Raw genomic sequence first — 26,317 nt, forward strand, 5'->3', positions numbered from 1 at the left:
AGTACGAAAATGACATTAACAGTCCGAGACAAGGTCAAGCGCACCGCCGGCCAGATCGCATGCCTTGCCCCACAGGCCCGGTATGATCGCGGAATCCTCGTTCTCTCGCATATGCGGGCGGCGACCACGGCCCTGTCCAATGTGATCTGCAGCCATGGCGCCGTTTCCGGCTATGGCGAAACCCATGTGCCGCATCATTCACGGATGAGCCCCGGGCTGGTGATCGTCAATCTGGCGCTGCGGCGCGCCTATTCGCCGGGGGCGGAGTTCTTCTTCGACAAGGTCCTGCACAACCGGCTGGATATCGCACCGCCACCTGCCTTTTATCAGGCCCGGGCGATTTTCATGATCCGCCGGCCTGCCCCCGCGGTCAAATCCATCTCCAACCTCGCCGCAAAGACCGGAATGGCGGAATATGTGCCCGCCAACGGCGCTGCGACCTATTATGCCGAACGGGTCGAACATCTGTCCGACCTCTGGGACAGCTTCGCGCCCGAGAAAAAGCTGGGACTGACGGCCGAGGCGCTGCTGACCGATCCGGAGGCGCAGGTTGCGCGGATCGGTGGCTGGCTCTCGCTCACGCCGGAGCTGAAGAATGAATATGTCAGCCATGGCGCCACGCAGAAAGGCGGCGGCGGCGATCCGCTCCGCAGTGCCGGCCTGACCCAGATCGAAGCCAGCCCCAAACCGGAAGACACCAGCGCTGTCGACGGTGTCAGCGATGCGCTGTCGGAACGCTGCCATGCAGCATTCGAGGCTCTGGTGACAAAGTTCGGGGCCGCGACCTAGCTACGGCGCGCAGTCACACCGCTTCGGCGCTTGCCTTCCGGCTCGCCCGGCGCTGGTCGAAATGCTGTTCGAACTGCTGGGGCAGCATGCCGGCCCGGCGCAGGACGACCTCGATCTCGTCTTGGTCGAGCACCGAGCTCCAGTAAGAATTCGCCGCGCTGATATTCCGGTCCTTGGTATGCGGATGCCCGGATGGCAGGTCGCTCTTTTCCTTGTCCTGGATTTTCTCTTCGGCTTCCCGAATACCGGCCTCGGAGGCCTCGGTCGCTTCCAGGCCAAGCTCTTCATAAAGCTGGGCATAGGTTCCGCGCGGATCGACCAGAAGATCGTCCATTGTGACCGGAAATACGTGGCCCGGATGGTCCTGAAGCGCCTTGTAGAGCTCTCCGTAGATCATGGTCCAGATGGCAGCGGCGCATTCCGGAATGCTCAGATTGTCCCGGTCCGGCAGCGGATCGTCTTCGAAATAGGCGCCGCCCAGCGTTTCCAGCATCTGATGGGCGTTGAAACGCCAGTTCAGCCGCTTGAAACTGGCGGCAACGGCCAGAGGCGGGCGGTAGGTAATGACAAGCGGCAGGCCAAACCGCGCCACAGCGGCGCGCGCCGAAAGCGCGGCCAGCGGATCTTTCCAGATCACGTTTTCCACCTTGCCGGAGAACCGCGCCTTGCGCAGCGACTGCCGCGACTGGCCGCCGATGACGTATTTCAGCCAGCGCCGCACACCGTTTTCATGTTCGAAAACACCGGGCTTCAGCCGCAGCGTCAGCGCCGCGATCCGGCGCACCAGGTCATCGAACGTGTCGTAATCATAGCCATTGGCGCCGGGGCATTCGAAATACCGGCTGATTGTCCTGTCGCCGCTATCGGCGTTCATGGGCTCGTAAAGCGCGGCGGAATGCCGTGCCAGGCCCAGCTGTGTCCCGACAACCGTGGTCCCCGACCGCGGTGTGCCTGTCACAAGGATCACGTTGCGCGCAAGTGAATGATCAATTTCCATCACTAAACCCCTGGATCAAGCTCTCTTGGTTTCAATGCATCAAATTCAATTTTCTGTAACCCGATACCAAGAGGTACGCCGGACCAGCCGGCAAGCTCAACACTCATAACCGAATCGTCTGCTCTTTCTTCAACTTCCGGTTAGGAAACAATCCAAACTCGACGGCGATATTGTGCATCAATCGTGACGAAAGTGCGGTCGTGAGCACAAATTCCTACACACACGCTGTGACCGCGTCAGATAGACTTATCATACCCCTGTTCAACACCTTTTTGCCTTATTTATCAGGCAATTTTGTGGCGGAAACCGGCTGATTGCGGCCAAATTGGGCGCCAAGCAGTCAAACTTGGCCACAGTCCCGCCTCATTTTGGATTCGCCGGACCACCCCCAAATACTTTAACTTTCCTTTAATGGTCGCCGTCGGGCCGGGTGTCACACCCCGTGCCGGAGATTTCTGGTGGCTGGAACATCGCGGAGCGGCTCACAGCTATTGTTGCCAATTCCGAAAAGAAATTGAAGCAAAGTCATCTAGGGGAAAACCATGTTCTTCAGCCTTTTCAAGTCCAGTTTCTCGTGGTCCAGCTGGGACTACAACCGCCGGTCGCACAGCGACGTGACCTATGACGACATCGGTCGCGGCGACAAGATCGAAGCCGGCTGCGGCGACGACACCTTCGTTATCGAGCCCTTCTGCGGCTATGCCTCTGTCGATGGCAATCGCGGCAAAGACACGCTCGATCTGTCGAACCTCGAACCCGACAGCTACGAACTCTGCACCTATAAGACCTGGTGCGGCGATCTTGTCGGCAAGGTTGTCTTCCTGGATGACGACGGCTGCCCCAAGGGTGTGCTGTGCTTCTCCGATATCGAATGCATCATCGAGCCCGAGCCCGAACCGGAAATCATGCCCAACGGCTATGTGGACGGGACCGATGAAGCCGACCTGATCGACCTCTTCTATGTCGATAAAGACGGTGATCAGATCGACAACGGCGATGCGTTCATCGGCACGAACCCCGGCCCGGATTATGACCTCGTTCTGGCGGGTGCCGGCAATGATACGATCTTTGGTGTCGAACAGGTTGACCGCGTCCGCGGTGGCGATGACGACGACCTGATCTACGGCGGCAACGGTGACGATGCGCTGTTTGGCGATGCCGACAATGACGAGATCTACGGCGAAGTCGGCAACGACAAACTGTATGGCGGCGACGATCAGGACGTGCTGTACGGCGGCTCCGGCGATGACCGCATGTTCGGCGGCTATGGCGACGACACGCTCTATGGCGGCAGCGGCGACGACGTTCTGTACGGCGATGCCGACAACCAGTATGAAGGCGCCTCCGGAAGCGATATCTTCGTCTTCACCACCGATGGCGGGCACGACCAAATCTGGGACTTTGTCTCCGGCACCGATTTCATCGAACTGGATGGCTATGTGCTGGGCAGTGTCGAACCGACGATTGTTTACGATCCGTCTGTTCAGAACTCCTTTATCACCTTCGGCGGAACCACGATCACGGTGCACAACCAGCAGATCGATATGGACGACTTCATCTACTCGTAACGTCCCGGGCCCCGCGCCCCACACGACTGAAACCACAAGAAAGCCCGCCACAATCTGGCGGGCTTTCGTCGTTTCCAAACTGAGAACGGTTAGTAAACCATACACTAAGGTTTGTGTCTTATTTCCTCACAAAGTTCCACGGGTCGCCGTTTTTCAACCATGTTTCGCCGTCAGCTTCTGGGTGACGTCGGACAGAAGGCCGGCACTTGCCATCCCGATGGTCCGGAGAAATCCCGACTGTCCGAAGAGGAAAAAAGATGCCCAAAGATTTCACTTCCACAGTCGAAGAATCCACTGTTGAGCTTACCGGCTTTTCAGACCCGAACACCTCGGGGCAGTGGTATTTTGATCGTCCCAACCAGTCCGAGATGTCGATCAATGTAGAATCCGTCTGGGAAGACTACACCGGATCCGGGATCGTGGTCGCGGTGATGGACTCCATCATCAACAACTTTCATCCGGACCTCGATGACAATTACGATTCCTCGCTCGACTACCACCTGGGCGAGAATACCGATGACTTCGACTGGGACAGCGTGATCAGCCAGCATTCCCACGGCACCGCCGTTGCCGGGGTGATCGCGGCCGAAAAGGACAATGGGTTTGGTGGCATGGGTATCGCCTATGACGCGACCATCACCAACTACGCGATGGACTTCTCTTCCTCCGACGTCACATCGCAGGTTCTGATGGGCATCAACCTTGCCACGAATGTCGACGTTCTGAATTGCAGCTGGTCTTACACGACCGCCTTTTCGGACAAGCTGACAATCGGGTCGGACGGCTACAACGCCCTGGTCAATGCCGTCGAAAACGGACGTGACGGTCTGGGCACCGTCATCGTATTTGCCGCCGGGAATGAAGGCGGCAGCGAATCCTCCAACTACCACGGCTATCAGAACTCTCCCTTCACCATCGCCGTGGGCTCGGTCGATTCGGAAGGCGAAGTCTCTGGTTTCAGCTCGCTCGGGTCCAACCTGCTGCTCTCGGCGCCCGGCGAAGACATTCTGACCAGCTGGGCCTATGGCAGTGTCCGTGAGATGAACGGCACCTCTTTCGCCGCGCCGGCCGTTTCGGCGGCAGCCGCGCTGATCCTCGATGCGAACGAAGACCTGGGCTATCGCGACGTGATGGAAATCCTCGCGCTGTCGGCACGGGCCGATCAGCTGGGCACCGACAGCCGCGTCGGGCTGGGTTGGGTGACCAATGGCGCCGACAATTTCAACGGCGGCGGCATGCATTATTCCGACAGCTACGGCTATGGCTACCTCAACGTGCATGATGCCGTGCGTCTGGCGGAAACCTGGGAATACCAGCAGACCTACGCCACCCTCCGGACAGAGACCGTCAGCCTGCGCATGAACGAGGTCATGACCGCCGGCGAAAACGATCACCTGCGCGTCGAGATCGAATTTACCGAGGATATGGAGATCGAGAGCGCGCAGCTCTCCATGCGTTTTGCCTGGTTCCATTCCAACGATCTTGAGGTCTACCTGACCAGCCCCGACGGCACTGTCAGCCAGCTGGTATATGACTATTCCACGGTCAACGGCGGCGGCGGCTTTACCAATTTCCCGTTCACGACCAACGCCTTGCTGGGTGAACTGGCGCGCGGCACCTGGACGCTGGATATCTACAACACCAACCCGGATGCCCTGTTGACCAACGGGTCCGGCCCGATGTCTGCCGCCCTGCGCGGTGTTGAGCTGTCGGTCTATGGCAGCGACCTCGAAGCGGACGACGTTTACTACTTCAACGACGAATTCGCGAACGGCTATTACGACGCCGAAGATCTGGCCGACCGGTCCACCGTCACGGATACCGACGGCGGGCGCGACAGCATCAACCTGGCCATGACCACCACCGGCAACCAGATCGACCTGTCCGGCGAACGGCGCAGCCACGTTGGCGGTCAGACCATCGTGATCGAACCGGATACGATCGAGAATGCCTTTGGGGGCGACGGCAACGACACGCTCTTCGGGTCGGAGGATGACAACTTCCTCTCCGGCGGACGCGGGAACGATACGTTCTACATCAGCGGCGGCGATGACACGATCGAAGGCGGTCAGGGCAATGACACTCTGGTCTTTGACTTCGACAGCTCGCTGCTGTGCCGGGCGACGCAGAGCCTCGATAACTTCTTCGGTTTCAGCTGGTATCAGAACCAGAGCGTGACGATCGAATACATCACCGGGATCGAGAATTTCGTCTTCACCAATATCGAATACACGCTGGAGCAGCTTCTGGCAGAGCTGGGCGACGCTGTGGTGACACCCCCCGTGATCGAGGAACCGGAAACCCCGGTCGAAACGCCGGAGGAGCCGGTGGTCGAGGAACCCGCTGTCGAGGAACCTGTCGTCGAGACACCGGTCGAGGAAGACCCGATTGTGGAAGAGCCGGAAGACACCCCGACCCCGCCCGACGCGACGGATGCGATCTACGGCACGCTCGGGTCGGATACGCTGCTGGGCGACCGTTACGCCAATGAATTTTATGGCGATGCGGGCGACGATACCATCCGGGGCCGTGCCGGCAGTGACACGATCTGGGGCGACGAGGGCGACGACCGCCTGTTCGGCGATGCCGGAAACGACGCCATCCATGGTGGCGCGGATGACGACCGGATCGTCGGTGGTGCCGGCAACGACACCATCTGGGGCGACGACGGCAATGACGTGCTTTCGGCGATCTCCGGCCAGAACATGCTCTATGGCGGCGACGGTGACGATCGGATTGTCGGCGGGCGCGATGCCGACACCCTGTTCGGCGGCGAGGGCGACGATACCCTTGTGGCCAGCCGTGGCGCGTCCTCTGTCATGGATGGCGGGTTCGGCAGCGACCGGTATGTCTGTCAGGATGGCGCCGATACGATCATCCTCAATTTCGAAGCCGGCGCGTCCAACCGCGTGATCGATTTTGACGGCGGAATGGACAGCATCATTGTCCGTCTCGGCGACGATGTGAGCGGGACGCTCGTCTATGACGAAACACGCACCGGCACCCATCTCGGGCTGGAACATGACGGCGTCATCGACTACTTCGCCTTCTTTACCGAAGCCGGGGTGGAAGCCCTGAACCAGCAGCTGCTGTTCGGCTGATACAATACCCCCGGATCCCGCCTGGGATCCGGGGGTTTCTCTTTATTTTCCGGCAATCAGATCGAGAATGCGTTCAGGATGAAGCCGTCCGACGCAGAGATCGCGGAAGGCGATCCAATTGCCCCGCGCCCTGCCACGACGGTCGATCCAGGGCTCCGGCTTCAATAGCTTTGCGTGGTTCGACATCACATTCCGCGCCATGAGCTTCAGCGCGAACCCGGCGGGGAGCGACTTCTTGCGCAACAGGTAAATCGCGTTCGCCACCTGGCTGTAGCCCAACAGTTTGCCGCTGGTTTCCCGCCCGGACCGTGTGCCGCAATGGACACCGACAAGCGATCCGACCTTGATCTTTTCGCCCGGCAGACGCGCGGCAAAATCGACATCCTCCTGCCAGCCGTAAAGCGGCAGCCGCTCATCGAACCTGTGTTCGCCGATCATGCTGCAGCGATAGGCCATATTGCACCCGTAGAGGCCGACGAGCTCCCGCTTGATCACCGGGACATCCGCCGCCGTACCTGCTGCGCTGTCCTCATAGGCCGTAATCAACTGCGATGCCTCGTCCAGCTCCACCCCGCCGGTATGGATGCCATCCGCCAGCAGCCGGCCGGTGAACCCGGCCGCTTCGGGGAAAGCGTCCAGTGCGCGACCGATCCCGGCAAGGGCGTCGCGCGCCGGCAGATAATCGTCATCGATGAAGAACACCGCATCACAAGTGCTCTGGACCGCGTCCAGCCCCTTGTTCCGCTGCCGTGGCAGGCCCTTTTCCGAATAGATCACCTGCAAACCGGGATAGCCCTCAAGGACATCCGCAGGCGGCAGGTCTGCCGGTTTCGTCACCACGAGAAGCACATCGCTTGCCGGCACGGTCTGACGGTAGACCCAGGGCAGGGTATCGGTCAGCGCGTCCGGCCTGCCGACGGAGCAAATGACGACGGCGATTTTATGAGTCATGGAGAGATCATCCTGTTCTAAGGAAAAGGGCCACGGCATCTTTCAGATACCGCAGCCCCCCTTGATTTGCCACTGTCGCAGCTGTCGGATCACATGCCAGTTTTTCCCAGCACCGCGCCAACCGTCTGCACCAGAATGCGCAAATCGCCGGCAAAGGACATGCTGTTGTGATAGTCGACATCCAGCTGGACCCGTTCGTCATAGCTGACGTCGTTCCGGCCAGACACCTGCCACAGCCCGGTGATCCCCGGCCGCATCGCAAGATAGGCCCATTTCTTGGCACCGTATTTCACCAGCTCCGGTTCGGTCACGGGGCGCGGGCCGATCAGGCTCATGTCGCCACGCAGCACGTTCCAGATCTGCGGCAGCTCGTCCAGCGAAGACTTCCGCAGGAAATTGCCCAGGCGGGTCACGCGCGGGTCGTTGCGCAGTTTCTGGTCGCGCGCCCATTCCTCCCGGGCCAGAGCATCGGAGGCCAGCAGAGCCTCAAGACGCGCCTGCGCATCAGGCACCATGGTCCGGATTTTCCAGCAGCGGAACAGACGGCCGCCCTGGCCGACCCGATGATGGCCAAAAAAGCCCGGACCGCCTTCAAGCCGCACGGCAATCGCCAGCAGCAGGATCACGGGGATGAGTACGGGCAGCATCAGAATCGAAAGCAGGATGTCGAACGTGCGCTTCAGAAACCCGGCATAGCTGGAAACGTAAACGAGGCCGGCACGCACTTCTGAAATTTCGGAAATACGATTTTCCGTCGTCGAAGTGTCACTCATGGATCTTTCCTTAAAAAAATCTTGATATGGCCAAACGCTGGGCCGCCCCCTGCCCTGATCAGCCATCGATATTGGTTTCATGTCCTTCTGGACACATGCGACAAGTTCCGCGGCTACCTCCCTAGCCCAAACCCTCGCATCAAAATTGGCCACTCAAAACGTGGGCCCGAAATGAAAATGCAGCCGAGCGAATCTTTCGGTCCGCGATGCTGCGCTGCGGAAAATGTCGTATAGCGCCCAAATAAAGTCAAACGCTAATCACAGTGTTGCCAGTTTTTTGCCTAATTCTCAACAATCGAATTAAGACATCAGTAAGTGTATGTTCCTGCATAGATATCTGGGTCCGCCTCGACGTCTGCCATGGTCAGGACCAGCCCGGTGGGCCGCAGACCGACGTGTTTCAGGGCCGCCAGTCCATAGGCCACGGACTTTCTGGAGGTCTTCCTGTAGCGCACAAGATAGAGAATGCTGTCCACGGCCGCGGCGATCGACAGGCCATCGGACACGGCCAGAACCGGGGGCACGTCGACGATGATGACATCGAACCGCTTGCCCAGTTCCTTGATCAGATCCTCGATCACGGCGGTGGAGACGCTGTCGGCCATCAGCGCCTCGTGCTGGCGTGTGCCGGTGACAGAGAACCCGAACCGTTTGACATAGACGATGGCCTTTTCCAAAGGCACGCGCCCGGCGACATAATCGGCAATGTCGGTCGCATCGGCGCCGCCCAGCTCCTTGTGCAGGACGGACCGCCGGGTATCGAGATCGACAAGGATCGCGCGTTTGCCGGCCATGGCATGGGACCGGGCCAGAGCGATGGAGGTCGCCGTCTTGCCCTCGTCCGGGAGGGAGGAGATGACAACAACGCTATGCGGCTTGCCCCGGGTCATGTTCAGCCCGATGACGGTCCGCAGCTGCCGTATTCGTTCGGCAAACAACGAATATGTCCCACCGTCGAGCCGCGCCAGAACCGACAACGGCCGCTGCAGCCGCTCTTTCGGGATCACGGTCAGAACAGACAGGCCGGTGGCGCGCTCCAGTTCGGTGCTCTGCAGATAGCCGGAACTGATCATCTCCATCGCCAGCGCCAGCAGAAGCCCGATCGTCAGGCCCAGCGTTGCGCCAAAGGCTGTCATCAGCTTGACCCTGGGCGAAAACGGCCCGCCGGGGATCTGAGCGGGGCTGACCATGCGCGCCTCTGCGCGCTGAATTTCGGCCTGGGCCCGGATCTCGCCCAGCCGGCTCAGCAGTTCTTCGTAAGACGACCGCGCCGCTTCGGATTCCCGCTCCAGCTGCCGCAGTTGCAGCGAGGAGGTCGCGATTTCCGACAGCTGACCCTCGATCCCGTCGACATCCGCCTGCAAGGACGCCTCCCGCGTGCGCAGGATGTCGATCTCGTTGCGATGCGTGGCCGCGATATTGCTGACCTCAGCCTCGATGGAGCCGTTCACCTGTTCGAGTTCCGAACGAATGCTGGCGCGGTCCGGATGGTTTGGCCCCCGGGTCAGCGACAGGCGCGAATCCTCGCGGATCAGTTCCGCCCGGATTTCCCTGAGACTGCTGATATAGGTCGAGCTCTGCAGTTCGGCCGCCGCGGCGGCCCCCTGGGAGGACAGAACCGTTTCGATCTGTTGCAGGCGGGCCTGTTCCGTCGCGCGGTCCGACCGTGCCAGCGCAAGCTGCTGGTTCAATTCGGCCAGCTGCTGTTCCAGAACCTCGATCGATGCGCCGGTCTGGTCCAGCTGGGTCCGTTTGAACGCCTCGACCTCGGCCTCAGCTGCGGCCAGCTCTCCGCGACGCTCTTCGACCTGCTGGGCCAACCAGCGCGTGGCCGATTCCGCGACCCGCTGACGTTCGTTCAGCTGCTGTTCGATATAGGTCTCGGCCAGGGTATTCGCGACCATTGCCGAAAGTTCCGGATCGACCGTGGCGACGGCAATTTCGATCACATAGGACTCACCTACACGCCGCACCGACAGCGACCGGCGGAGCTGATCCACGATCCGCATCTTGCGCCGTTCTTCGGGGCTCATGGCTGGCGCGGCGGCGGGATCTGCGGCAGGTGCAGACGGTCCGGAGGGGATCAGCGAAGTGATCCGCGATTTGACACGGTCCAGCATGCCGGGTTGTGCCATAGCCGGGTCGATAATGTTGAACCGGTCGATCCCGATGGCATCAACGACGCGGCCCATCAACGTGCTGGAGCGAAGCAGCGTGACCTCGCTCTCCACAATCGGATTGCTGAGCTTGAGATCGGAGACCACCTGATCCTGCGCCGCGATGACCTGCTGTTCCCGCGGGTCGAGCATGACAGTTGCCCCGGCCATGTAGGTTTTGGGCTGCACAACCGTAAAGGCAAAGAAGATCGCCGCCAGACCCACCATCATCGCAACGACCAGCCATTTGCGGTACCAGATCGACCGAATGATCCGGCTAAATTCGATCCGATCGTCCGCCTCACCGCCATAGTCGTTCTGGTTGGTCGTCAGAGCGCCGGGTTCAGGACTGCTGCCCGCACGTGTGGGCTTTAACTCGGCCATGGTACTAATCGCTCCTGCAACTGCTAAGAATTTTGGCGCCGGACGGCTGGCTCTCAAACTTGATGTTTACGAAAGGAAAGTTCGTTGCCAACTACATAGCCTTGTGCCTTAAGTCTCGGAAAGAATTATTTTCCGGAACTGCCCGAATGGCAATCATAGCTTTGAGAATACACAAAATTCTGCGTGAGCGAGGCGAATGACCGACCAGCAAGGGCAAAGTGCCTCCAGACGAGGCAGCGTCAACGCCGTCGTGTCGATGATCGGCCTCAGTTCCCAGCAGCTTTCCGCCTTCGTCATCACCCTTCTTGCCGCGCGCTACCTCACGGCGGCGGAATATGGCGTGTACACGCTGTCGGTGGTGTTTGTCGAATTCGTGATCATGCTGACCTACACCGGCTTTTTCCACTTCGTGGTCAATTCCGATGCAGACGATACCAGCGTTTTGTCGACCATGTTCTGGGTCCTGACCGGCATCGGCGCCATCGGCGGCGGGCTGATTTTCATCTTTGCGGATGTCCTGGCCAATGTCTTTGACGCGCCCCGCCTGGCGCCCGTGCTGCGATGGCTTGGCGCGCTTCAACCCTTTGCGTCGATGATCGGCTGGGGGTCGGCTGCGCTGACCCGGGCCGGAATGATGCGGCGATATTTCCTTTGTGTCGGCGGGTCCAACTTTGGTGCCCTTTTTGTGGGCATTCTGGCACTGATCTACTGGCAGTCGGTCTTTGCGCTGGTCGCCTTCCGGGCCGCGCGCATCGCTCTTGCGCTTGCCATGTTCTTCTTTAGCGTGCCGGAACGGCCGAAATTCGTGTTCGACGCGGCACTGGCGCGCAAGGCCGCCGGCTATGCCAGCGGGCTCTACGGTGCACGGCTGCTGACCTTCTTTTCCAACTTCGGCACCGACCTGATTCTGGCCTTCATCTTTTCCACGGCCGAATCCGGCCTCTACCGGTTTGCCAACCGGCTTGCCATGGCGACGGTGGAAATCGTCGCGCAGCCGCTGCGCAGTTTTTCGCTGAAAAGCTTCGGCCAGCAGAGCCGCAAGGGGCAGAGCCTCGACCCGGTCTTTGCCAATTTCTTTGGCGCGGGCACGCTTTTGATCGGCGGCGTTGCCGCCACGGTCATGGTCCTGGGCGGGGCCGTGGTCGACACGATGTTCCGCACCGAATATCAGGCCGCCATCATCGCGGTTCAGGCCCTGTCCATCGTCGCCGCCGCCCGGGTCACGCAAAGCATGGTCGAACCGATCTTTGCCGCGCGCGGCAATACGCGGGTCGCGATGTACAATAACCTCGGCCTGACGACGATGATCCTGATCTCCATCCTGATCTTCGCGCCGCAGGGGTTCCAGACCCTCGCCATCGCGCAAGCGGTGCTGCAGGTGCTGTCGGTCCCGATCACGCTGCTGGTCATCCGTCGCTGGGGCCGGATCGACATCGGGCCGGGGCTGAAGCGCGGCGGCAAGGCGATCGTGCTGGTGGCGATCTATGCCGTTGCTCTGGCCGGCTTTTACCTTCTGGTGTCGCAGTCCGGCCTGACCGAAGCCTGGGCCCTGATCGCCAGCATCGGCTTTGCGGTGGTGTTCGGGCTGAGCCTGGCCTTTGTCGGCCTGAAGTGGCGCGTCCTCAACCTGTCGATCTTTTCCGACTGACCGCCGGGGCGCCATCGCGTCATGCCGTCAGACCGGCGGCCCGCAAGGACCCCGGCCCGGTTCAGGCCGGGAACCAGCCGTCCAGCGCGGTCAGAAAAGCCCGGGCCGAGGCCGCCCAGCTAAAGCCCTCCGCCCGTTCTTTGGCCTGTTCGCTAAGGCTCGCCCGCAGTCCCGGCTCTTCTCCGGCCAGACGCCGGATGGCGGCAACCCATTCCCCCGGATCGGTGGCAGAGGCATAAAGCCCGGTCTGTCCGACCACTTCGGGAAGGGCAGCGCAGGGGGCCACGATGGCCGGCGTCCCATGGGCCATCGATTCCAGCGCCGGCAGGCCGAACCCTTCTTCTGTCGACGGGATGCAGGCGGCGACGGCTGCGTCGTAAAGCGCCGCCAGCTCGGCATCCGAGACAAACCCGGCAAAGGTCACATTGTCGGGGATGCTGTGGCCTGCGGCCTCAAAGGCGGCGCGGTCTGCCTTGCCGAAGAGAACCAGCTGCATATCCGCCAGCGCCGGATCGGCAAATGCCTGCAGCAGCACGCCGATGTTCTTATGCGGCAAGAGGCTGGACAGGCCGACGACAAAATCGCGCCCCGTCAGACCAAGCCGATCCAGCACCGTCCGGTCCGGTGCGGCCAATCCCGCCCCGCCGATGCCATTGGGCACAACCGCCAGCCTGTCCGGGGACCCGATCCCGCAGGTCAGCAGGCTGTCGCGCGAATAGTCGGAAATCGTGCAAACGTAGTTTCCGGCCGCGCCAGCCCGACGCGACAGCAGTTGCCGCCACAGCCGGGTTGGCAGCGAATAGGAGGCAGGCGTCGTGAAAACATGGGCGTCGTGCAGCATCGTGACATAGCCCGACCCGATCAGCGGCACGGTGTTGAAAAAACCGGCAATCACCGCCTCTTTCCGCAGGCGGGGCAGATCGCGCTGTTCCCAGGCAATCCCGTCCCGGGTGCCTGTGACCCGGGCCGGCAGGCCAAGGTCGCGCGCGGTATCAGCCAGCCCCGGCGGGATCGCGAGGGCGATGTCCCAGCGGCCGGGCGCCTCAATAAGCGCCCGCGACAGATCGCGCGCCACGGCATTGACCGCCGTTGCCTCTCCGGCCAGGAACCGGCCGTTGATCAGCAGCTTCGGCATCAGCGCCAGCCCAGCCATTTCGACAGGTTCAGCCGGTCCGTGATGGTCACGGCGATCAGCGGAAGCCCGACCCCCAGCACCGTCGCGATCAGAATGATCAGCGGCCAGCTGTCGATCCCGACCAGACGCAGGCCGATCCGGCTTCCGGCGGTGATCAGGATATGCGTGACGAAAATCGCCATCGTCTTTTGCCCGACATAGACAAGGAAGCGCTGAACGCCGGACATCACGCCAGTGGAGCGGGCCAGATGACAGGCCGCAAAGATCAGCGCGGGGCCCGCAACAAGCGCCGGGATATACCGGGCCTGGCTGGCGGGATAGCCGGGCAAAAGCTCAAGCGACTGCATCCAGGCCATCACGACCACCACGCACATGATCGCCGCTGAAACGGCAACAAAGGCGGGCCGCGTCAGATAGGGAATTGCGGCCTTGCCCGCCACCGCGGCCAGCAGAAACAGCCCGACGAACCGGCTGTTTTCCGGCCAGCCTGAATAGACATAGGGCGCCAACAGAAGGACCGCCCCCACGACCAAGGTCACACGACGGTCCAGCGGGGCGAGGACCCGCAGAATGATCATGGCGATGAACAGAACATAGAGGAACCACATCACAGCCGGCGGCCGGATAAAGATGCGCCAGGGCTGATATTCTGCGATCACGGCATTGGTGTAGCCGCTCATCATGAAGTGGATGGAGTAGATCACAAAACTCCACAGCACATAGGGCCAGACGATGCGCTGAAGCATCGAGGTGGTGAACTGAGCCCAGGGACGCTTTGCCATGCTGCCGGACAAAATGCCCGACACTTCGAAAAACAGCGCCATATGCGTGGAATAGATCACCACCAGCAGAAAGCGGACCCAGAATGTATCCTGCCCGGCATCCTTGGCCCCGACCAGCGCATGGCCAAAGACAACCAGGATCATCGCGATGCCCCGCGCCAGGTCGATCCGATCGTCCCTGCCCGGAAGTGCGGCCTTTTCAGTCACGTCTCTGTCTGCCTTCATCTGTCTTTGGTCCTACCTGCCCGATCTTGAAGCGGCGCAGGCAAACCTCTGCAAGCGCCCCATTTTTTACCGCCCGGGTCCGGCAAGCCATGTTACGATATCCTTGTCCACCTAAGGGGTTGCCTGCAAGCATGCCCCGCGTCAACAACGTATAAAAGCTTGTTAAGACATTATCGGAGAATTCTTTGGCTGACCTCATTTATATCATCGGTTCCGGCCGGAGCGGGTCCACCGTCATGGAACGCATTCTCAACACCGCGCCCCGCGTTGTCGGCGTGGGAGAGATTCACGCGCTCTGGCGGTTGCCGGTGGAGACGCTGCTGTGTTCCTGCGGCAAGCGGGTCCCGGAGTGCTCATTCTGGCAGGAGGCGCTTGGCCACGCCGATATCGGCCCCGCCGAACTGGCGCGGCTGGCCGAGCTTGAGACTAGCGTCGTGCGCAACAAATACCTGATGACCCTGCGGTACAATCTGGACCGGATCCGCGCCGATGACCGGCTGGCGGAATTCATTGATCTGCAGCGGCGGCTCTTTGACGGGACGCGCAAGGCGGGCGGTGGCGACGTCGTGCTGGACAGTTCCAAAGCCGGGCCGCGGGCCTGGGTGCTTGCCGCGGGCCTCTCGCCCGTCTTTCTGCATGCCTATCGCGCGGCGGAGGATGTGATCGCCTCCTGGCGGCGGCCAAAATTCGAACCCTCGACCAATTCGCCGATGAAAAAGCCACCAATCCGCGAGGCCGCGGCGGACTGGATCAAGGTGGAACAGGCGGCGCGGTCCCTGTCGCGCAAATCGACGCTGCGCCGGATCGACTATCCCGATTTCTCGCGGCATCCCAAAGCCGCGCTTGAGCGCGCGCTTGAGCCCGATTTTCCGGGGCTTGCCGGTGAAATTTCCTGGGTGTCGGAAAACTCTGTCCGGCCTTCGGAGAATTACCACTCCGTCCTGGGCAATCCGGACCGGTTCAGCCGGGAGGATATCGTCATCCGTCCCCAGCATGCGACAGACCGGTCCAAATTCGCCGCGCCGGAGCGTATTGCCATCCAGCTGATCGGCAAAGGCCTTCAGGCGATCTATTCGTAAGGGATCAGGCAGCGCTCGCCGGCATCAGCTGACCGGCGAGCTTGCCAGCCTGTCGCTTTGACGGCCAACGATACGGTTCAGCATCGCCGTCACCGGCTTTTCCACCCGGCGGTGGAGGAAAACAGCCACCAGATGCGCCAGAACGAATGCGAAGATCGCCGCGGCCACCTGGGCCACCGGCCCTAGCGACTGAAGGCCCGCCGCATTGCCGCCCTTGAACACGATCTGCAGCACGAAGGAATGGAAGAGGTAGAGCACATAGCTCGCCGCGCCCAGTTCCATCCAGAACCGGCTTTTGATCGACAGGCCGCTGCGTTCGATCAGCATCGCCCCGGCCACGCAGAGCACTGCCGGAATGCCAAAGACCAGAACCCGGGACAGCATGAGCTGCGAAAAGCCTTCGGGGCTATTCATCAGCACAAAACCCGCCACACCCAGAGCCAGCAGAGCCGCGCCCGCGACCCGGTCATGGCGACCCGCGCCCCAATTCGCGATCCAGAGCTGGGCCAGACCGACCCCTGCCGCAAATTCCAGCAGGATCGGATTGGAGAAGAAGGACAGCACGACATTTTCCGGCGACAGGGCAAGCCCCAGAAGGGCCAGCACCACCATCGTTCCCATCAGCGCCAGCGCGCGGACCCGGTCCGGCAGGAAGATGAGCAGGGCGAAAACCAGGTAAAAGAACATCTCGTAGTTCAGTGTCCAGCCCACGCCCAGCAGCGGCATGATCGCGCCATGCGCCCTTTCGAACGGGATAAAGAACATGGATTTCAACATGTTGCCAATTGTTCCGTCGACCGGCTGCACCCCGACAGGCGAGGCGCCGGCGATCACACCCAGACCAATCAGCCAGAGCGCCAGCCAGTACATGGGCCAGACGCGGATGATCCGTCGCAGCAGGAACCCACCCGGCGCGGGCGGACGGCCATGTTCTGACAGGGCGATCACCACGCCCGACAGGACAAAGAAAATGTCGACGCCCGCGGCCCCAACAACGACGCTGTGCACACCGGGAAAAGTGTTGCTCAGGATGTCGATAGAATGGTGGACGACAACCATTCCGGCTGCCACCGCGCGAAGCACTTGAAGGTTACGAATTGTCTGCAACAATGGGACCAAAGCAAGGGGCCAACCTGGCCGGACAACTGGTACCAATCTCAGAAATTTGTCTTAAAAATTTCCTAACGACGTTACCAAATTTTCGGGAAAGAACAATCCGCAATGCCTGATCTTCTGCTGAACGCCCGGTTTCTGATGCGTCAGCCGACCGGTGTCGACCGTGTCGCTACAGAATTAATCGCTGCCTTGATCGAGCTTGGCCTGCCTGACGGGTTCGGCGGGTTGTCGGCGCTGCATCCCCGCGGCGATATCGTCGCCCCGGGCGACCGGCCGAAGGCGATTCTGGACATGGCGCGCGCCACGAACTCCGAGCTGCGCGGTCATCCCTGGGAACAGATCGCCCTCCCCCGGGAGGCCGGATCGGACTGGCTGCTGTCGCTGTGCAATATGGGGCCTGTGTTCCGGCGACGGCAGATCGCAATGCTGCATGATGCTCAGGTGTTCCGTCAGCCGGAGAGCTATTCCCGCGCCTTTCGGACATGGTACCACGTTATGCAGCCCCGGCTTGGCCGCCGCGCCGCGATGGTGCTCACGGTATCCGAACATTCCAAGAAGGAGCTGGAACATTTCGGCGTGGTCCCGCCCGGAAAGGCCCGTGTGATCCCCAACGGGGCCGATCATATCCTGCGCGTGCAACCCGACCTGGGCGTGCTGGCGAAACACGGGCTGGAACGCGGCCGGTTCCTGCTGGCCATCGGCAGCCTTGCACCACACAAGAACCTCGCCATGCTGATCGACGCGGCACGGCGCCGGACCGATCGGTCCATTCCGCTGGTGATCGCCGGCGGCGGCAATGCTCAGGTCTTCGGGGCGGCCGGACTGCAGGCCTCGGAAGACGTCCGCATGATCGGCCGTGTCTCTGATGAAGAGCTGCGGGCGCTTTATGAAACGGCCACTACGCTGGTCTTCCCGTCACTGACCGAGGGGTTCGGACTTCCGCCGGCAGAGGCGATGTTCTGCGGCTGTCCGGTCATCTCCTCCACCGGCGGCGCGGTGCCCGAGGTCTGCGGCGATGCGACCCTGTCACGCGACCCGACGGACAGGGATGGATGGACCGATGCGATGGACCAGGTCACCGCTTCAACCGAGCTCTGCCACCGTCTGGCAGAGGCGGGTCGACAGCGCGTCGCCCGGTTCACATGGCGACGCGCGGCCGAGACGCTGAATGCCTGTCTGGCAGAGCTGCCGTCGACTTAGCGCAGGAACCTAGCCAATCGCCCCATATCCCGCAGGCGGTGACAGCGTCCAGTTCCCTGGCTCCAGTACCAGGGTCGCGAGAGCGCCCGTGTGCGATGCAGAGAACCCGACCAGCGGCACGATCCGGGTCAGGTCCATGCCGGATATGTCCAGCCCGCCGGTTCCGCTGGCCGGATCCGCCGCCGGGTCCACATTCCAGTCCGTCATATAGTCAGCGCGGATCCACATCAGCCCGGCGTCCGCGTCAAAAGCGACCTGAGCCGTGCAATCTGTCACAATCCCCGATCCGACAGAAACGGACCCGCCGGAATATTGGATGTTCGTCCCCAGAATGCCGGACCGGTCAATGCCGTTGGTGCCGCCGGCCTGCGGCGTGTCGGGCAGACCAAGGCCCAGAAATGCACAATCGCCGGTCAGCGCAATTTCGAAATACCGTTTGCCGCCATTGCTGGGCGGTGTCCCGCGCGCGTAACGCGATCCGGTGGCCGAGCTTCGCAAAGCCGTATCGTTCAGGGAGGTGACCGTCGAATAGGTGAAATCTTCGGTCCCGAAGGTCGCATCATAGGAGCGGACCAGCGACGGCGTTATCAGGCTTCCGCCCTTGGGCACGGAGATTTCGCCGCTGGCCAGTTCCAGCGCGGCAGACCAGGCGATCTCTGTGTCGCCGGGCAGCGGGATATCGATGGAAAAGGGCGTCGCCCCGGCATAGGTGTCGGTGATCGTGGCACTGCCGGTCGCCACGACGCTGTCGTCAGAGACCTGACGCGCCGTCACGGTGATCACGCCGGGATCCGAATAGTAGCCGGTGACGGTCAGAACGGTGCCGTTCAGAGAGGACCCGATGCCGACAAGCTGCGGTTTGACCTCTGTCAGCGGGTAGGCCGTGGTAAACCCGTCGCTGCCGTGCAGAGTTCGCAGCGCAGCGGAAATCGCCTGGCCGATCCGGCGCTGTTCATCGGAGGTGACATGCGGATCGGGGCTCTGCGCCGCGATCTTTCCGCCCAGATCATGCTCCACAAAGTACATCTTGGCATGGCCCGAGCCGTTATCCGTGATCGCGCCACTGATATCGACGGTGTAGCGGCACATCGCTTTACGCGCGGCGTTCAGCGCATCCGTGTAGGGATCACGGGCCGAGAGGGTGTCGTTCCAGACCGGGGCGAGCTGCACCACGAAATAGGGCGGTTCTACCCCCAGCACATCGACATCGGACTGGTAGACCTTCTGGTGCTCTGCCCCGTAATTCACGATATAGGCGCTGCCTGTATCCTCTGCCGTGCGCGCGGGATTGGTATCGGCCTCGCCCTGCCATTGCCCGGTGCACTGGATATAGACCGGGCGCGTTTCTGCGGCCAGTTCGGCCCGGAGCTGCCGGTTGGCGTAGCATTTGTATTGCCAGCCCCGGATCGTGTCGCTTTCACCCGAATGATAGGCCGCGATCTCTCCGGGCGGCATGAAGTAGCGGATCGGTTTGCCGGCGCTCGACGCCTTCCAGAACCAGGTTTCCTCCGCATGGGCAAAAAGCCCATTGTCGCGGATATCAACCGCAATACCAAAGGACGGACCCACGGGGATGCCGTCCCCGATAACGGTGTATTCGCCCTGCGGCGCGCTGATGGTATCCCCGCCGATCACCACGTCAGCATCCCCGTCGTTCAGGATCGCATAGGGCACAAGTGCGTAGGTCTCGTCCGGGCCAAGCGTGTTACCGTCATTGTCGGCCTGCCGGATGGTGGGAAAGGCGCCGCGATACTGGGCATCCGTCTGGCCCGGGTTATTGCCAAGCGTGCCTTCATTCGACTGACCCCAACGCCAGACAAAGGCGATACCTTCGGGCACAATCAGTTCCGTGACGGTCAGGTCGAAGGCGGGCAGCAGGGCTGTCGTCCCGGTATCGTCGGTCACCCGGATCGCGATATCCGCAAAACTTCCCCATTCGGTCGCGGCCCCCGACAGGATGCCGGTTGCGCTGTCCAGAACGATACCAGCCGGCAGGGTGCCGGTGGCCAGATCAAAGAAATAGGGCGGGACACCCCCCGTGATCTGAGGTTCAAACAGGTAGGGGGCGCCCTCTGCCACGTTCAGGGATGGGGTGCCCGTTATTGAAAGGGTCGCAGGGGTGATAGTCAGGCTGAAGGCGGGCAGAGCCGCGCTTGCCCCCTCCGCATCGGTGACGGTGATCACGAAGCCCGTATAGCTGCCATGGGTCACCGGCGTGCCGGACAGAAGCCCGGTATCGGGGTCCAGAGCCAGCCCGGCCGGCAGGCCGGTCCCGGTACTGGCGAACATATAGGGCGCTGCCCCGCCAATGACCGCAGGCTGAAAACTGTAGCTCTCGCCGACCTGTCCGGTCCCCCCGGGCTGGCCGGAGATGGCGAGCGGCACCGGCTCTTCCTCGCCCGGCTGAATGGTATCCTGCGCCGTGATATAGCCACGGCAGAGCAGCACCAGCGTCGCGGCGGTTCGGGTCCAGACATTATAGGCGCAGCGCTCGCCTTCGGGCATATCGGCCAGAACCGCCGCAGTCAGGATGACCTCATCGCCGCCGACCGCTTCGATAAAGGGCGCGGCGCTGTGATCCGTGGCTATGGTGACGACGATCTCGGCCGGATCGGTCCGGCCTGAAATTGCAAATCGCAGGTCCTCGCCGTCAAAAAAGTGAATGTTCCTGTATTCGCCCGCGACAGATGCGTTGATCTTGATCGACTTCATGACGTTCATTCCTCCAAAGCGCCGGACGGGAGGAAGATTGTCGAAACTGGTTAAAGAAATCGGACCAGACCGTACGGTCTAGTAAGAAACGATTTACGATTTAGGCAAAGCTTTCAGGCCGCGGCCCTACTGGATCGCCGCCGTATGGCTGAGCGGCGCCTCGGCATACCAGCCCTGCCCGATCCCCACGTTCACCTGTGCCCAGGACAGCGCATAGCTGCGCCGCGCCGAGGCGAGCTGAAGCTGGGTCGATGTCAGGCTGTCCTGAGTGCTGAGCAGGTCAAGCAAGGTGACAGAGCCAAGCCGGAACGCCTCTTCCGACAGGTTCTGTGCGTCACGATAGGTCACCTCGGCCTTGCGCAGCGCGCTCATCCGGTCGTCGGCCTGATCGAGGCGAACCAGCGCGGTCTGGACCTCTTCCAGCGCGTCGACAACTGTCTGGCGCCAGTCGATTTCGGCCTGTTCGACGCGGGCGGCGGCTGCATTGCGCCGGGCCAGCCGCGTCGGCCGGTCGAATATGGGCAGGGTCAGGCTGGGGCCGAAAGAGACAGAGCTTGTCGTCGCCGCGGTCACGGTACCACCCAGACGAAGGGAGGGGTAAAGCTGAGCCTCCAGCACGCCCACCTCGGCCACGGCCGCGGCAAGCCGGGCTTCTGCAGACCGGATGTCGGGGCGGTTGCGCAGCAGTTCAGAGGGCACGCCGGTATGGACGCCATTGCGCGGGACGGGCTGCGTCCCGCCCTTGCGAAGCTCTGCATTGATGGTCGCGCCCGGCTCTGCCAGAAGGGCGGCCAGTGCCAGGACAGCCACGCGCTGGCCGGCGATATAATCGGGCAGCTGTGCGGTGGCCAGGTCCAGCTCTGCCTCGGCGCGCCGCACCTCAACCCGGGTGGCATCGCCGACATTCGCCCGCAGATTGATATTGTTGACGATCTCGCGCTTGTTGGCGACAGCGCGCTGCTGGATCGCCAGCGTCTGCTGGAAATACCGCAGATCGAGATAGGCGCTGACAATGGCCAGCTGAATGGCCAGCCGTGCGGAGGCCTTGTTGAAAACGGCCGCCATGAGGTTGGCGCCGCTCTGTTCCCGCTGCCGCTTTGCGCCGCCAAACAGATCGATCACAAAAGACGGTGAGCTGGAGCCGCGCAGGCTGGTATCGCCGGCCACACCTTCAGTTTTGACGCCGAGCGCAGAGAGGGTGATATCGCCGGAAATCTGCGAATTCGGGCCCGCCGCCTGCAACAGATATTCCGCTTCCAGGATACGGGCCTGTGCGGCCTGGACCGACAGGTTCTGGCGCAGGCCCCGCTCCATAAGAGAGTTCAGAACCGGGGCGCGGAACGCTTTCCACCAGTCATCCTGCGCGGCCTGTCGCAGCGCGGAATGCGGCGCAAAGGCGAAACTCTCCGCCATATTGATCTTCGGCTTCATGAAGTCCGGCCCCACGACTCCGCAGGATGCAAGGGCCAGCAGCGACGCTGCGCCGACAAATGTCTTGATGGTCATTGATACTGCTCTTGCCGTTCGGCTGAATTGTTAAAGCAGGCATACCATCGAATTGCCCATTTCAAGACATATCAAGGACACGGGCACGCGTGTTACCGCAGATCCGTTGCAAAAGTTCAACGGTCTGGCCCTTCTTGCCGCGGATTTTCCGCATGGCGGAGGATTTGGGTCAGCCGCCCAGGTCGTCCAGCGCGGCGGAAATGGTGACGATGAGCGTCTCGCCGGGCAGAAGCGGCGTCTCCAGCGATACGTCGGATCCGGAGGGGCGCCCCGACCGCGGGGTCTGAAGCGTAAAGTTCAGCGACACGGCGTCGGAGGCCAGCAGAGCCCCGGAGTTCCCGCCCGTCAAAAGGCCCAGAAGGTCTGTGAACCGCTGGTAGCGCAGCTCAAGACCGTCAAGCTCAACCCCGGCGGACTGCTGGCCGGTCAGGGCCTCGTCCCGCTGATTTGCAAGGAATTGTACCCGGTCACGCTCGGCATTGCCGATGGCGCGGGTGGCCTGCATTTTCGCCGATTCCAGCTCCAGCACCCGGCTGCGCGCATCGGCGTCGCGCTGTTCGACGACAGAAAGGCGGCTTGATGTCTGCAGCCCGCGTTCCTGCAGTTCGCGCGCATCGTCCAGGGCCTTGGCGGCCGAGAGGACGATTTCTTCCTGCACGGCCATGCGGCGGTCGTAGTTTTCACTCTGCGCTGTCAGAACCTCGATCTCGCGATCCCAGAAGTCCTGAAGCTCCGTGGTGCGCTGGCGCAGGCTGGAGAGAACGCTTTGTTCATTGGCCAGCAGCGTGTCCAGATCTACAGCCGCCGGCGAAGGGATCCGCGCCTTGAGAGCATCGCTCAGGACAAGTGGCTGATCATCCTCTTTCAGCATGGCCTCGAACCGGGCCATCCGGACTACCGCTGCGGCAATGTCCAGATTGGTTGTCCGCAGATTGCTTTCCGCCTCGGTCCGGGCGCGGACCAGTTCGTTCCGCGTCATGCCGCTGGTCTGGCTGCCGCCGGACAGGGCCAGAGCGGAGCCGACGGTCATGCCGGGCAGGTAATCGACCCGGCCCGGATTGCTGACATCCCCCGCGACCACAATCGGCGCATAATCTGCGACAGCAAGGCTGACACGGGGCGACACATAGAGCCCCTGAGTTTCCATGGCCGTTACCAGCGCGGTTTCCGCGTCATCGAGGGTCAGCCCTGCAACCGTCACTCCGCCAAGATCGACCAGCCGGACCTGCCCGTCGGCATCGACCGAAACCAGTTCGGAAGTGGTGGCACCGGCATAAAAAATGTTCAGCTCGTCGCCTGCGACAATGCGGTACCCCTCTGCCCAGCCAGCTGGTGCCGAGAGTGCAAGCGCGAGAACCGCAGACATGGTCCGGACTGACAATTGCATGATCGGCTTCTCCTGAAATCTGTGCCGGTATCATGACGCAGGCAGCAAAGGCGACGCAACCGAAATATTCTGCACGGCAGCATCCGCCGAAGCGCGCGCCCGGCGTCGGCAACCCCGTGCCGATCGCAGGGCCATCAGGATCATGTCAGAAGAGGAAACTGCTCTCCGTCAGGTCATCTGCCGCGACGCCGCGCAGGACGGCGATGGTGGACACGCCGTTATCTTCCTGTGCCTGCAGCAACAGCGAATTGCCGTGTTCGGTTATCTTGAGATCCGAAAACTGCAGGTCGAAGCTGGTCAGGTCGAGCACGTCACCTTCGCCCGCGTCAAAATCCAGCACGATGTCCTTTTCATAGCCGGGGCCAAACACAAAGGTGTCGCTGCCTTCACCGCCACGCAGGCGATCGCGGCCGGAGCCGCCAATCAGAATGTCGTCGCCGTTGCCGCCGACCAGCAGGTCATTGCCGGAATCCCCGAACAGCGTATCGTCGCCACCCCGGCCCATCAGCCGGTCGGTTCCGCCACCACCAAAGAACATATCGTCCCCGCCCAGACCCAGCAGAACATTTCGCCCGTCGTCGCCTGCCAGAACATCGCCGCCGGCCGCACCGCGCACGGTGCCGCTGACAAACTCGTCGGGGCGCAGGTCGTTCAGATCGTCGACATAGTTCGCCGCCTCTGCATAGCGGGCAAGCTGATCCTCGGATGCGCCAAAGGTCGGGGCATCGGGGCGCGCCTCGGCGACCGGAGCGCGGAAGTCGTAGACGTCAAAGGACGGCGTTTCATTGTCCGAGATCACGTCATTTGACAGGTGTTCGGCCATGAATTCCGATGTCGACAGGTTTGCGTCGGCTTCAAAGACGCGGATGTGGCGGGTGGTATTGTCCCCGGTTGAAGACGCCCCGGAATGCACGATGAAATCAACCGTGTCGCCGGCCGCGACCTCGACCCCACGCAGGGCGATCTGTGCCGTGCCGGTCACCGTCTGCTCTGCAATCGTTTCGCCGTTGACGCGGATCTCGATACGGATACCGTCCGTGCTGTCATCCGAAACGTCCCAGCTGCCCGCGATATCAAGCGCTCCGGTCTGTTCGGCCGTGAACCGTTCCACCGTCGCGCGGAAATCGTTATTGCGGCGCCCGAAGCTGACCGGGGTCAACACATCGGCCGACATCTGGAAGGGCCGGTTCCACTGATTGCCCAGATAGGGCGTCCAGCTTTCGCTCATGCGGCTTTGCCCGTCCATGACGGTCAGGTCGAAATCACGCTCGACCCCGTTCTGGATCTTGAGGCCGAAATAGCTCCAGGGTCCGTCGGGATCGGCGGTCAGGTCAAAATCGTAAAAGCTGTCGGCCAGAAGTGCCGCGTGATCGGGATCGGCGCTGAGCACCATATCCGCGCCCTGCACATAGATCGGTGCATCCGAAAGCGTGGCCGGACGATCGATCACAGCACCGGAGGCATCGCGGAAGGTCAGACCCGTGCCGGAGAACTGTACCGACTGGGCAGAGCCCCAGACCAGCCAGGTTCCATTGCCGAAATCATAGAGTTCAACACCGGGGCCGGCCTCCATCTGAACCGGGGTCGCGCCGGTATCAAACAACGTCTCCGCAAAGCGGAAGCTGTCGAGCACCGGGTTGGCGGTATCCGTCGTGTCGAACAGGCCCATATCCGCCGTGCGGTTATAGTTTTCGTCAAGAAGCGCATACCAGGAGGCGGCGGACACGCCGCCGGCGGCCAGCACGGCCGCCATTTTGGCCAGATATTCGGAATTCGCCATCGGATCAGAGGACTCGGCCGGCAGGGCAAATTCCGTCACCACGAGATCGGGCCGCTGATCGGCCGGAAGCGTGTCGAGAACCGCGTTCAGCTGCGCCAGGGATTGCGCAACTTCGATCGGGTCCTGGCCATAGGGATGGATATCCAGCGCATCCATATATTCAAAGGCGCCCTGATCGACGAGGATCTGGACATAGCCTGTTGCGATGGAATGCAGCGCGCCGCCAACGATCTGGACGTCGCTGTGACTGTCGGCCACCCGGTCGTGCACAGCCTTGAGGATGTCTGTATAATAGGATGCCCTCTGTTCCAGATCCGTCGTCGCTGCGGCGCCTGTCACGAACTGGCCATCCAACCCGTTGAATTCGTTTCCGATAACGATGCTGTCGATCGACGGGAATTCGGTGAGAACAGCATCGACGTAGCGGGCAAAGGCGGCGATGCCACGGGCGGAGGTCACCGTATCGCCATTGTCATAGAGCGGGTTTCCACCGGGATGCAGGGTCAGCGTCACGTCCAGCCCGGCGGCGGCCATCTCGTCGAAATAGCTGGTTCGGAAATCCGAGAAATCGTAGGTGCCGCGTTCGGTCTCGACCAGGCACCAGTTCAACCCGTCGCGGATCTCTTCCGATCCGCTTCTGGAAATCAGCTCAAGCAGGTCGGCAAGATGGCGCTCGCCATATTTTCCGCCGTGGGAAAAATGTGTCGCTACACTCAAGTCCATTCCGGTTACTCCGTCTCAATCCGTCCTCGCCCGGAGCGGACCTTGCTGGACGGCTGTGGTGGAAATGGGGCGGCTTTGGAGTGACATCGTGTTGATTACAGGCCAATTTGCCTAAATTGCGGCGTTAGCGGAAACAGTGTTCGCCGCTGTCTCATCGATGGTTTCAACGCTCGGCGATTGTGGAGTGTGGCGCAGCCGCACGAGATATATCAGTCCTACTTATGCTTACGATAAGAAGACTGGTGTTTTTCTTATTGATTTCCGTTGGTATCGTCCGCGCAAGGACGTCGACTCGCGACGTATTG

Annotated in this window: 17 protein-coding genes; 6 read left to right on the forward strand and 11 right to left on the reverse strand. The window is 61.7% G+C overall.

The window, feature by feature from the left end; translation table 11 throughout:
• Positions 1 to 9: 9 nt before the first annotated feature.
• On the forward strand, positions 10 to 789 hold the full coding sequence (locus tag ACRARG_RS17260) for a sulfotransferase family protein (protein WP_432691451.1): 780 nt from the start codon (positions 10 to 12) through the stop codon (positions 787 to 789).
• A gap of 13 nt (positions 790 to 802) precedes the next feature.
• On the opposite strand, the gene ACRARG_RS17265 is transcribed toward ACRARG_RS17260, so the two are convergent.
• Positions 803 to 1,786: a hypothetical protein gene (locus ACRARG_RS17265; protein WP_432691452.1), complete on the reverse strand. Its 984-nt coding sequence runs from the start codon at positions 1,784 to 1,786 to the stop codon at positions 803 to 805.
• Positions 1,787 to 2,328: 542 nt separating this feature from the next.
• On the opposite strand from ACRARG_RS17265, the gene ACRARG_RS17270 reads away from it, so the two are divergent.
• Positions 2,329 to 3,354 carry a calcium-binding protein gene (locus ACRARG_RS17270; RefSeq protein ID WP_432691453.1) on the forward strand — a complete coding sequence of 342 codons (1,026 nt, stop codon included), beginning with the start codon at positions 2,329 to 2,331 and terminating at the stop codon, positions 3,352 to 3,354.
• Positions 3,355 to 3,611: 257 nt separating this feature from the next.
• Positions 3,612 to 6,455, forward strand: a complete 2,844-nt coding sequence (locus tag ACRARG_RS17275) for a S8 family serine peptidase (protein WP_432691454.1) — start codon at positions 3,612 to 3,614, stop codon at positions 6,453 to 6,455.
• A gap of 42 nt (positions 6,456 to 6,497) precedes the next feature.
• Here ACRARG_RS17275 and ACRARG_RS17280 read toward each other — a convergent pair whose 3' ends face one another.
• The 3 genes from ACRARG_RS17280 to ACRARG_RS17290 all read right to left on the reverse strand — a co-directional run bounded on the left by ACRARG_RS17280 (position 6,498) and on the right by ACRARG_RS17290 (position 10,719).
• A complete protein-coding gene (locus ACRARG_RS17280) occupies positions 6,498 to 7,406 on the reverse strand; it encodes a glycosyltransferase family 2 protein (RefSeq protein WP_432691455.1) in 909 nt (302 codons plus the stop codon).
• An 89-nt stretch (positions 7,407 to 7,495) separates the two neighbouring features.
• Positions 7,496 to 8,179 carry a sugar transferase gene (locus tag ACRARG_RS17285; RefSeq protein ID WP_432691456.1) on the reverse strand — a complete coding sequence of 228 codons (684 nt, stop codon included), beginning with the start codon at positions 8,177 to 8,179 and terminating at the stop codon, positions 7,496 to 7,498.
• A gap of 308 nt (positions 8,180 to 8,487) precedes the next feature.
• Entirely contained in the window at positions 8,488 to 10,719 is a 2,232-nt protein-coding gene (locus tag ACRARG_RS17290; protein WP_432691457.1) for a GumC family protein, read from the reverse strand.
• A 196-nt stretch (positions 10,720 to 10,915) separates the two neighbouring features.
• Here ACRARG_RS17290 and ACRARG_RS17295 point away from each other — a divergent pair, with 196 nt between their 5' ends.
• On the forward strand, positions 10,916 to 12,367 hold the full coding sequence (locus tag ACRARG_RS17295; protein WP_432691458.1) for an oligosaccharide flippase family protein: 1,452 nt from the start codon (positions 10,916 to 10,918) through the stop codon (positions 12,365 to 12,367).
• A 61-nt stretch (positions 12,368 to 12,428) separates the two neighbouring features.
• On the opposite strand, the gene ACRARG_RS17300 is transcribed toward ACRARG_RS17295, so the two are convergent.
• Together ACRARG_RS17300 and ACRARG_RS17305 are read right to left on the reverse strand one after the other, a co-directional pair.
• On the reverse strand, positions 12,429 to 13,520 hold the full coding sequence (locus tag ACRARG_RS17300; protein ID WP_432691459.1) for a glycosyltransferase family 4 protein: 1,092 nt from the start codon (positions 13,518 to 13,520) through the stop codon (positions 12,429 to 12,431).
• Positions 13,502 to 14,509 (reverse strand): acyltransferase family protein, encoded by a 1,008-nt coding sequence (locus ACRARG_RS17305; RefSeq protein ID WP_432691460.1) that lies wholly within the window; start codon positions 14,507 to 14,509, stop codon positions 13,502 to 13,504. Before ACRARG_RS17305 ends, ACRARG_RS17300 begins: the two co-directional genes overlap by 19 nt.
• Positions 14,510 to 14,694: 185 nt before the next feature.
• Here ACRARG_RS17305 and ACRARG_RS17310 point away from each other — a divergent pair, with 185 nt between their 5' ends.
• Positions 14,695 to 15,588, forward strand: a complete 894-nt coding sequence (locus ACRARG_RS17310; RefSeq protein ID WP_432691461.1) for a hypothetical protein — start codon at positions 14,695 to 14,697, stop codon at positions 15,586 to 15,588.
• 24 nt (positions 15,589 to 15,612) lie between these two features.
• Here the strand turns inward: ACRARG_RS17310 and ACRARG_RS17315 are convergent, their stop codons facing one another.
• Positions 15,613 to 16,671: an acyltransferase family protein gene (locus ACRARG_RS17315; protein WP_432691462.1), complete on the reverse strand. Its 1,059-nt coding sequence runs from the start codon at positions 16,669 to 16,671 to the stop codon at positions 15,613 to 15,615.
• A 138-nt stretch (positions 16,672 to 16,809) separates the two neighbouring features.
• On the opposite strand from ACRARG_RS17315, the gene ACRARG_RS17320 reads away from it, so the two are divergent.
• Entirely contained in the window at positions 16,810 to 17,904 is a 1,095-nt protein-coding gene (locus ACRARG_RS17320; RefSeq protein WP_432691463.1) for a glycosyltransferase family 4 protein, read from the forward strand.
• A gap of 9 nt (positions 17,905 to 17,913) precedes the next feature.
• Here ACRARG_RS17320 and ACRARG_RS17325 read toward each other — a convergent pair whose 3' ends face one another.
• The 4 genes from ACRARG_RS17325 to ACRARG_RS17340 form a co-directional block, all read right to left on the reverse strand.
• Entirely contained in the window at positions 17,914 to 20,625 is a 2,712-nt protein-coding gene (locus ACRARG_RS17325; RefSeq protein ID WP_432691464.1) for an Ig domain-containing protein, read from the reverse strand.
• A 117-nt stretch (positions 20,626 to 20,742) separates the two neighbouring features.
• A complete protein-coding gene (locus ACRARG_RS17330; protein ID WP_432691465.1) occupies positions 20,743 to 22,122 on the reverse strand; it encodes an efflux transporter outer membrane subunit in 1,380 nt (459 codons plus the stop codon).
• A gap of 169 nt (positions 22,123 to 22,291) precedes the next feature.
• Complete coding sequence (locus ACRARG_RS17335) at positions 22,292 to 23,488, reverse strand: polysaccharide biosynthesis/export family protein (RefSeq protein WP_432691466.1); 1,197 nt, start codon at positions 23,486 to 23,488, stop codon at positions 22,292 to 22,294.
• Positions 23,489 to 23,654: 166 nt separating this feature from the next.
• A complete protein-coding gene (locus ACRARG_RS17340; protein ID WP_432691467.1) occupies positions 23,655 to 26,012 on the reverse strand; it encodes a calcium-binding protein in 2,358 nt (785 codons plus the stop codon).
• Between the last annotated feature and the right edge of the window lie 305 nt (positions 26,013 to 26,317).

It is taken from the genome of Pseudooceanicola profundi (assembly GCF_050897955.1).
In the GTDB taxonomy this organism is placed as follows: domain Bacteria; phylum Pseudomonadota; class Alphaproteobacteria; order Rhodobacterales; family Rhodobacteraceae; genus Pseudooceanicola.

Excerpts from the sequence above, each read along its gene's own strand:
- ACRARG_RS17260 (WP_432691451.1), top strand. The coding sequence starts at position 10 with ATGACATTAACAGTCCGAGACAAGGTCAAGCGCACCGCCGGCCAGATC.
- ACRARG_RS17270 (WP_432691453.1), top strand. The coding sequence starts at position 2,329 with ATGTTCTTCAGCCTTTTCAAGTCCAGTTTCTCGTGGTCCAGCTGGGAC.
- ACRARG_RS17325 (WP_432691464.1), bottom strand. The coding sequence starts at position 20,625 with ATGAACGTCATGAAGTCGATCAAGATCAACGCATCTGTCGCGGGCGAA.
- ACRARG_RS17300 (WP_432691459.1), bottom strand. The coding sequence starts at position 13,520 with ATGGCTGGGCTGGCGCTGATGCCGAAGCTGCTGATCAACGGCCGGTTC.
- ACRARG_RS17280 (WP_432691455.1), bottom strand. The coding sequence starts at position 7,406 with ATGACTCATAAAATCGCCGTCGTCATTTGCTCCGTCGGCAGGCCGGAC.
- ACRARG_RS17285 (WP_432691456.1), bottom strand. The coding sequence starts at position 8,179 with ATGAGTGACACTTCGACGACGGAAAATCGTATTTCCGAAATTTCAGAA.
- ACRARG_RS17335 (WP_432691466.1), bottom strand. The coding sequence starts at position 23,488 with ATGTCTGCGGTTCTCGCGCTTGCACTCTCGGCACCAGCTGGCTGGGCA.
- ACRARG_RS17295 (WP_432691458.1), top strand. The coding sequence starts at position 10,916 with ATGACCGACCAGCAAGGGCAAAGTGCCTCCAGACGAGGCAGCGTCAAC.
- ACRARG_RS17305 (WP_432691460.1), bottom strand. The coding sequence starts at position 14,509 with ATGAAGGCAGACAGAGACGTGACTGAAAAGGCCGCACTTCCGGGCAGG.
- ACRARG_RS17340 (WP_432691467.1), bottom strand. The coding sequence starts at position 26,012 with ATGGACTTGAGTGTAGCGACACATTTTTCCCACGGCGGAAAATATGGC.
- ACRARG_RS17320 (WP_432691463.1), top strand. The coding sequence starts at position 16,810 with ATGCCTGATCTTCTGCTGAACGCCCGGTTTCTGATGCGTCAGCCGACC.
- ACRARG_RS17290 (WP_432691457.1), bottom strand. The coding sequence starts at position 10,719 with ATGGCCGAGTTAAAGCCCACACGTGCGGGCAGCAGTCCTGAACCCGGC.
- ACRARG_RS17330 (WP_432691465.1), bottom strand. The coding sequence starts at position 22,122 with ATGACCATCAAGACATTTGTCGGCGCAGCGTCGCTGCTGGCCCTTGCA.
- ACRARG_RS17265 (WP_432691452.1), bottom strand. The coding sequence starts at position 1,786 with ATGGAAATTGATCATTCACTTGCGCGCAACGTGATCCTTGTGACAGGC.
- ACRARG_RS17275 (WP_432691454.1), top strand. The coding sequence starts at position 3,612 with ATGCCCAAAGATTTCACTTCCACAGTCGAAGAATCCACTGTTGAGCTT.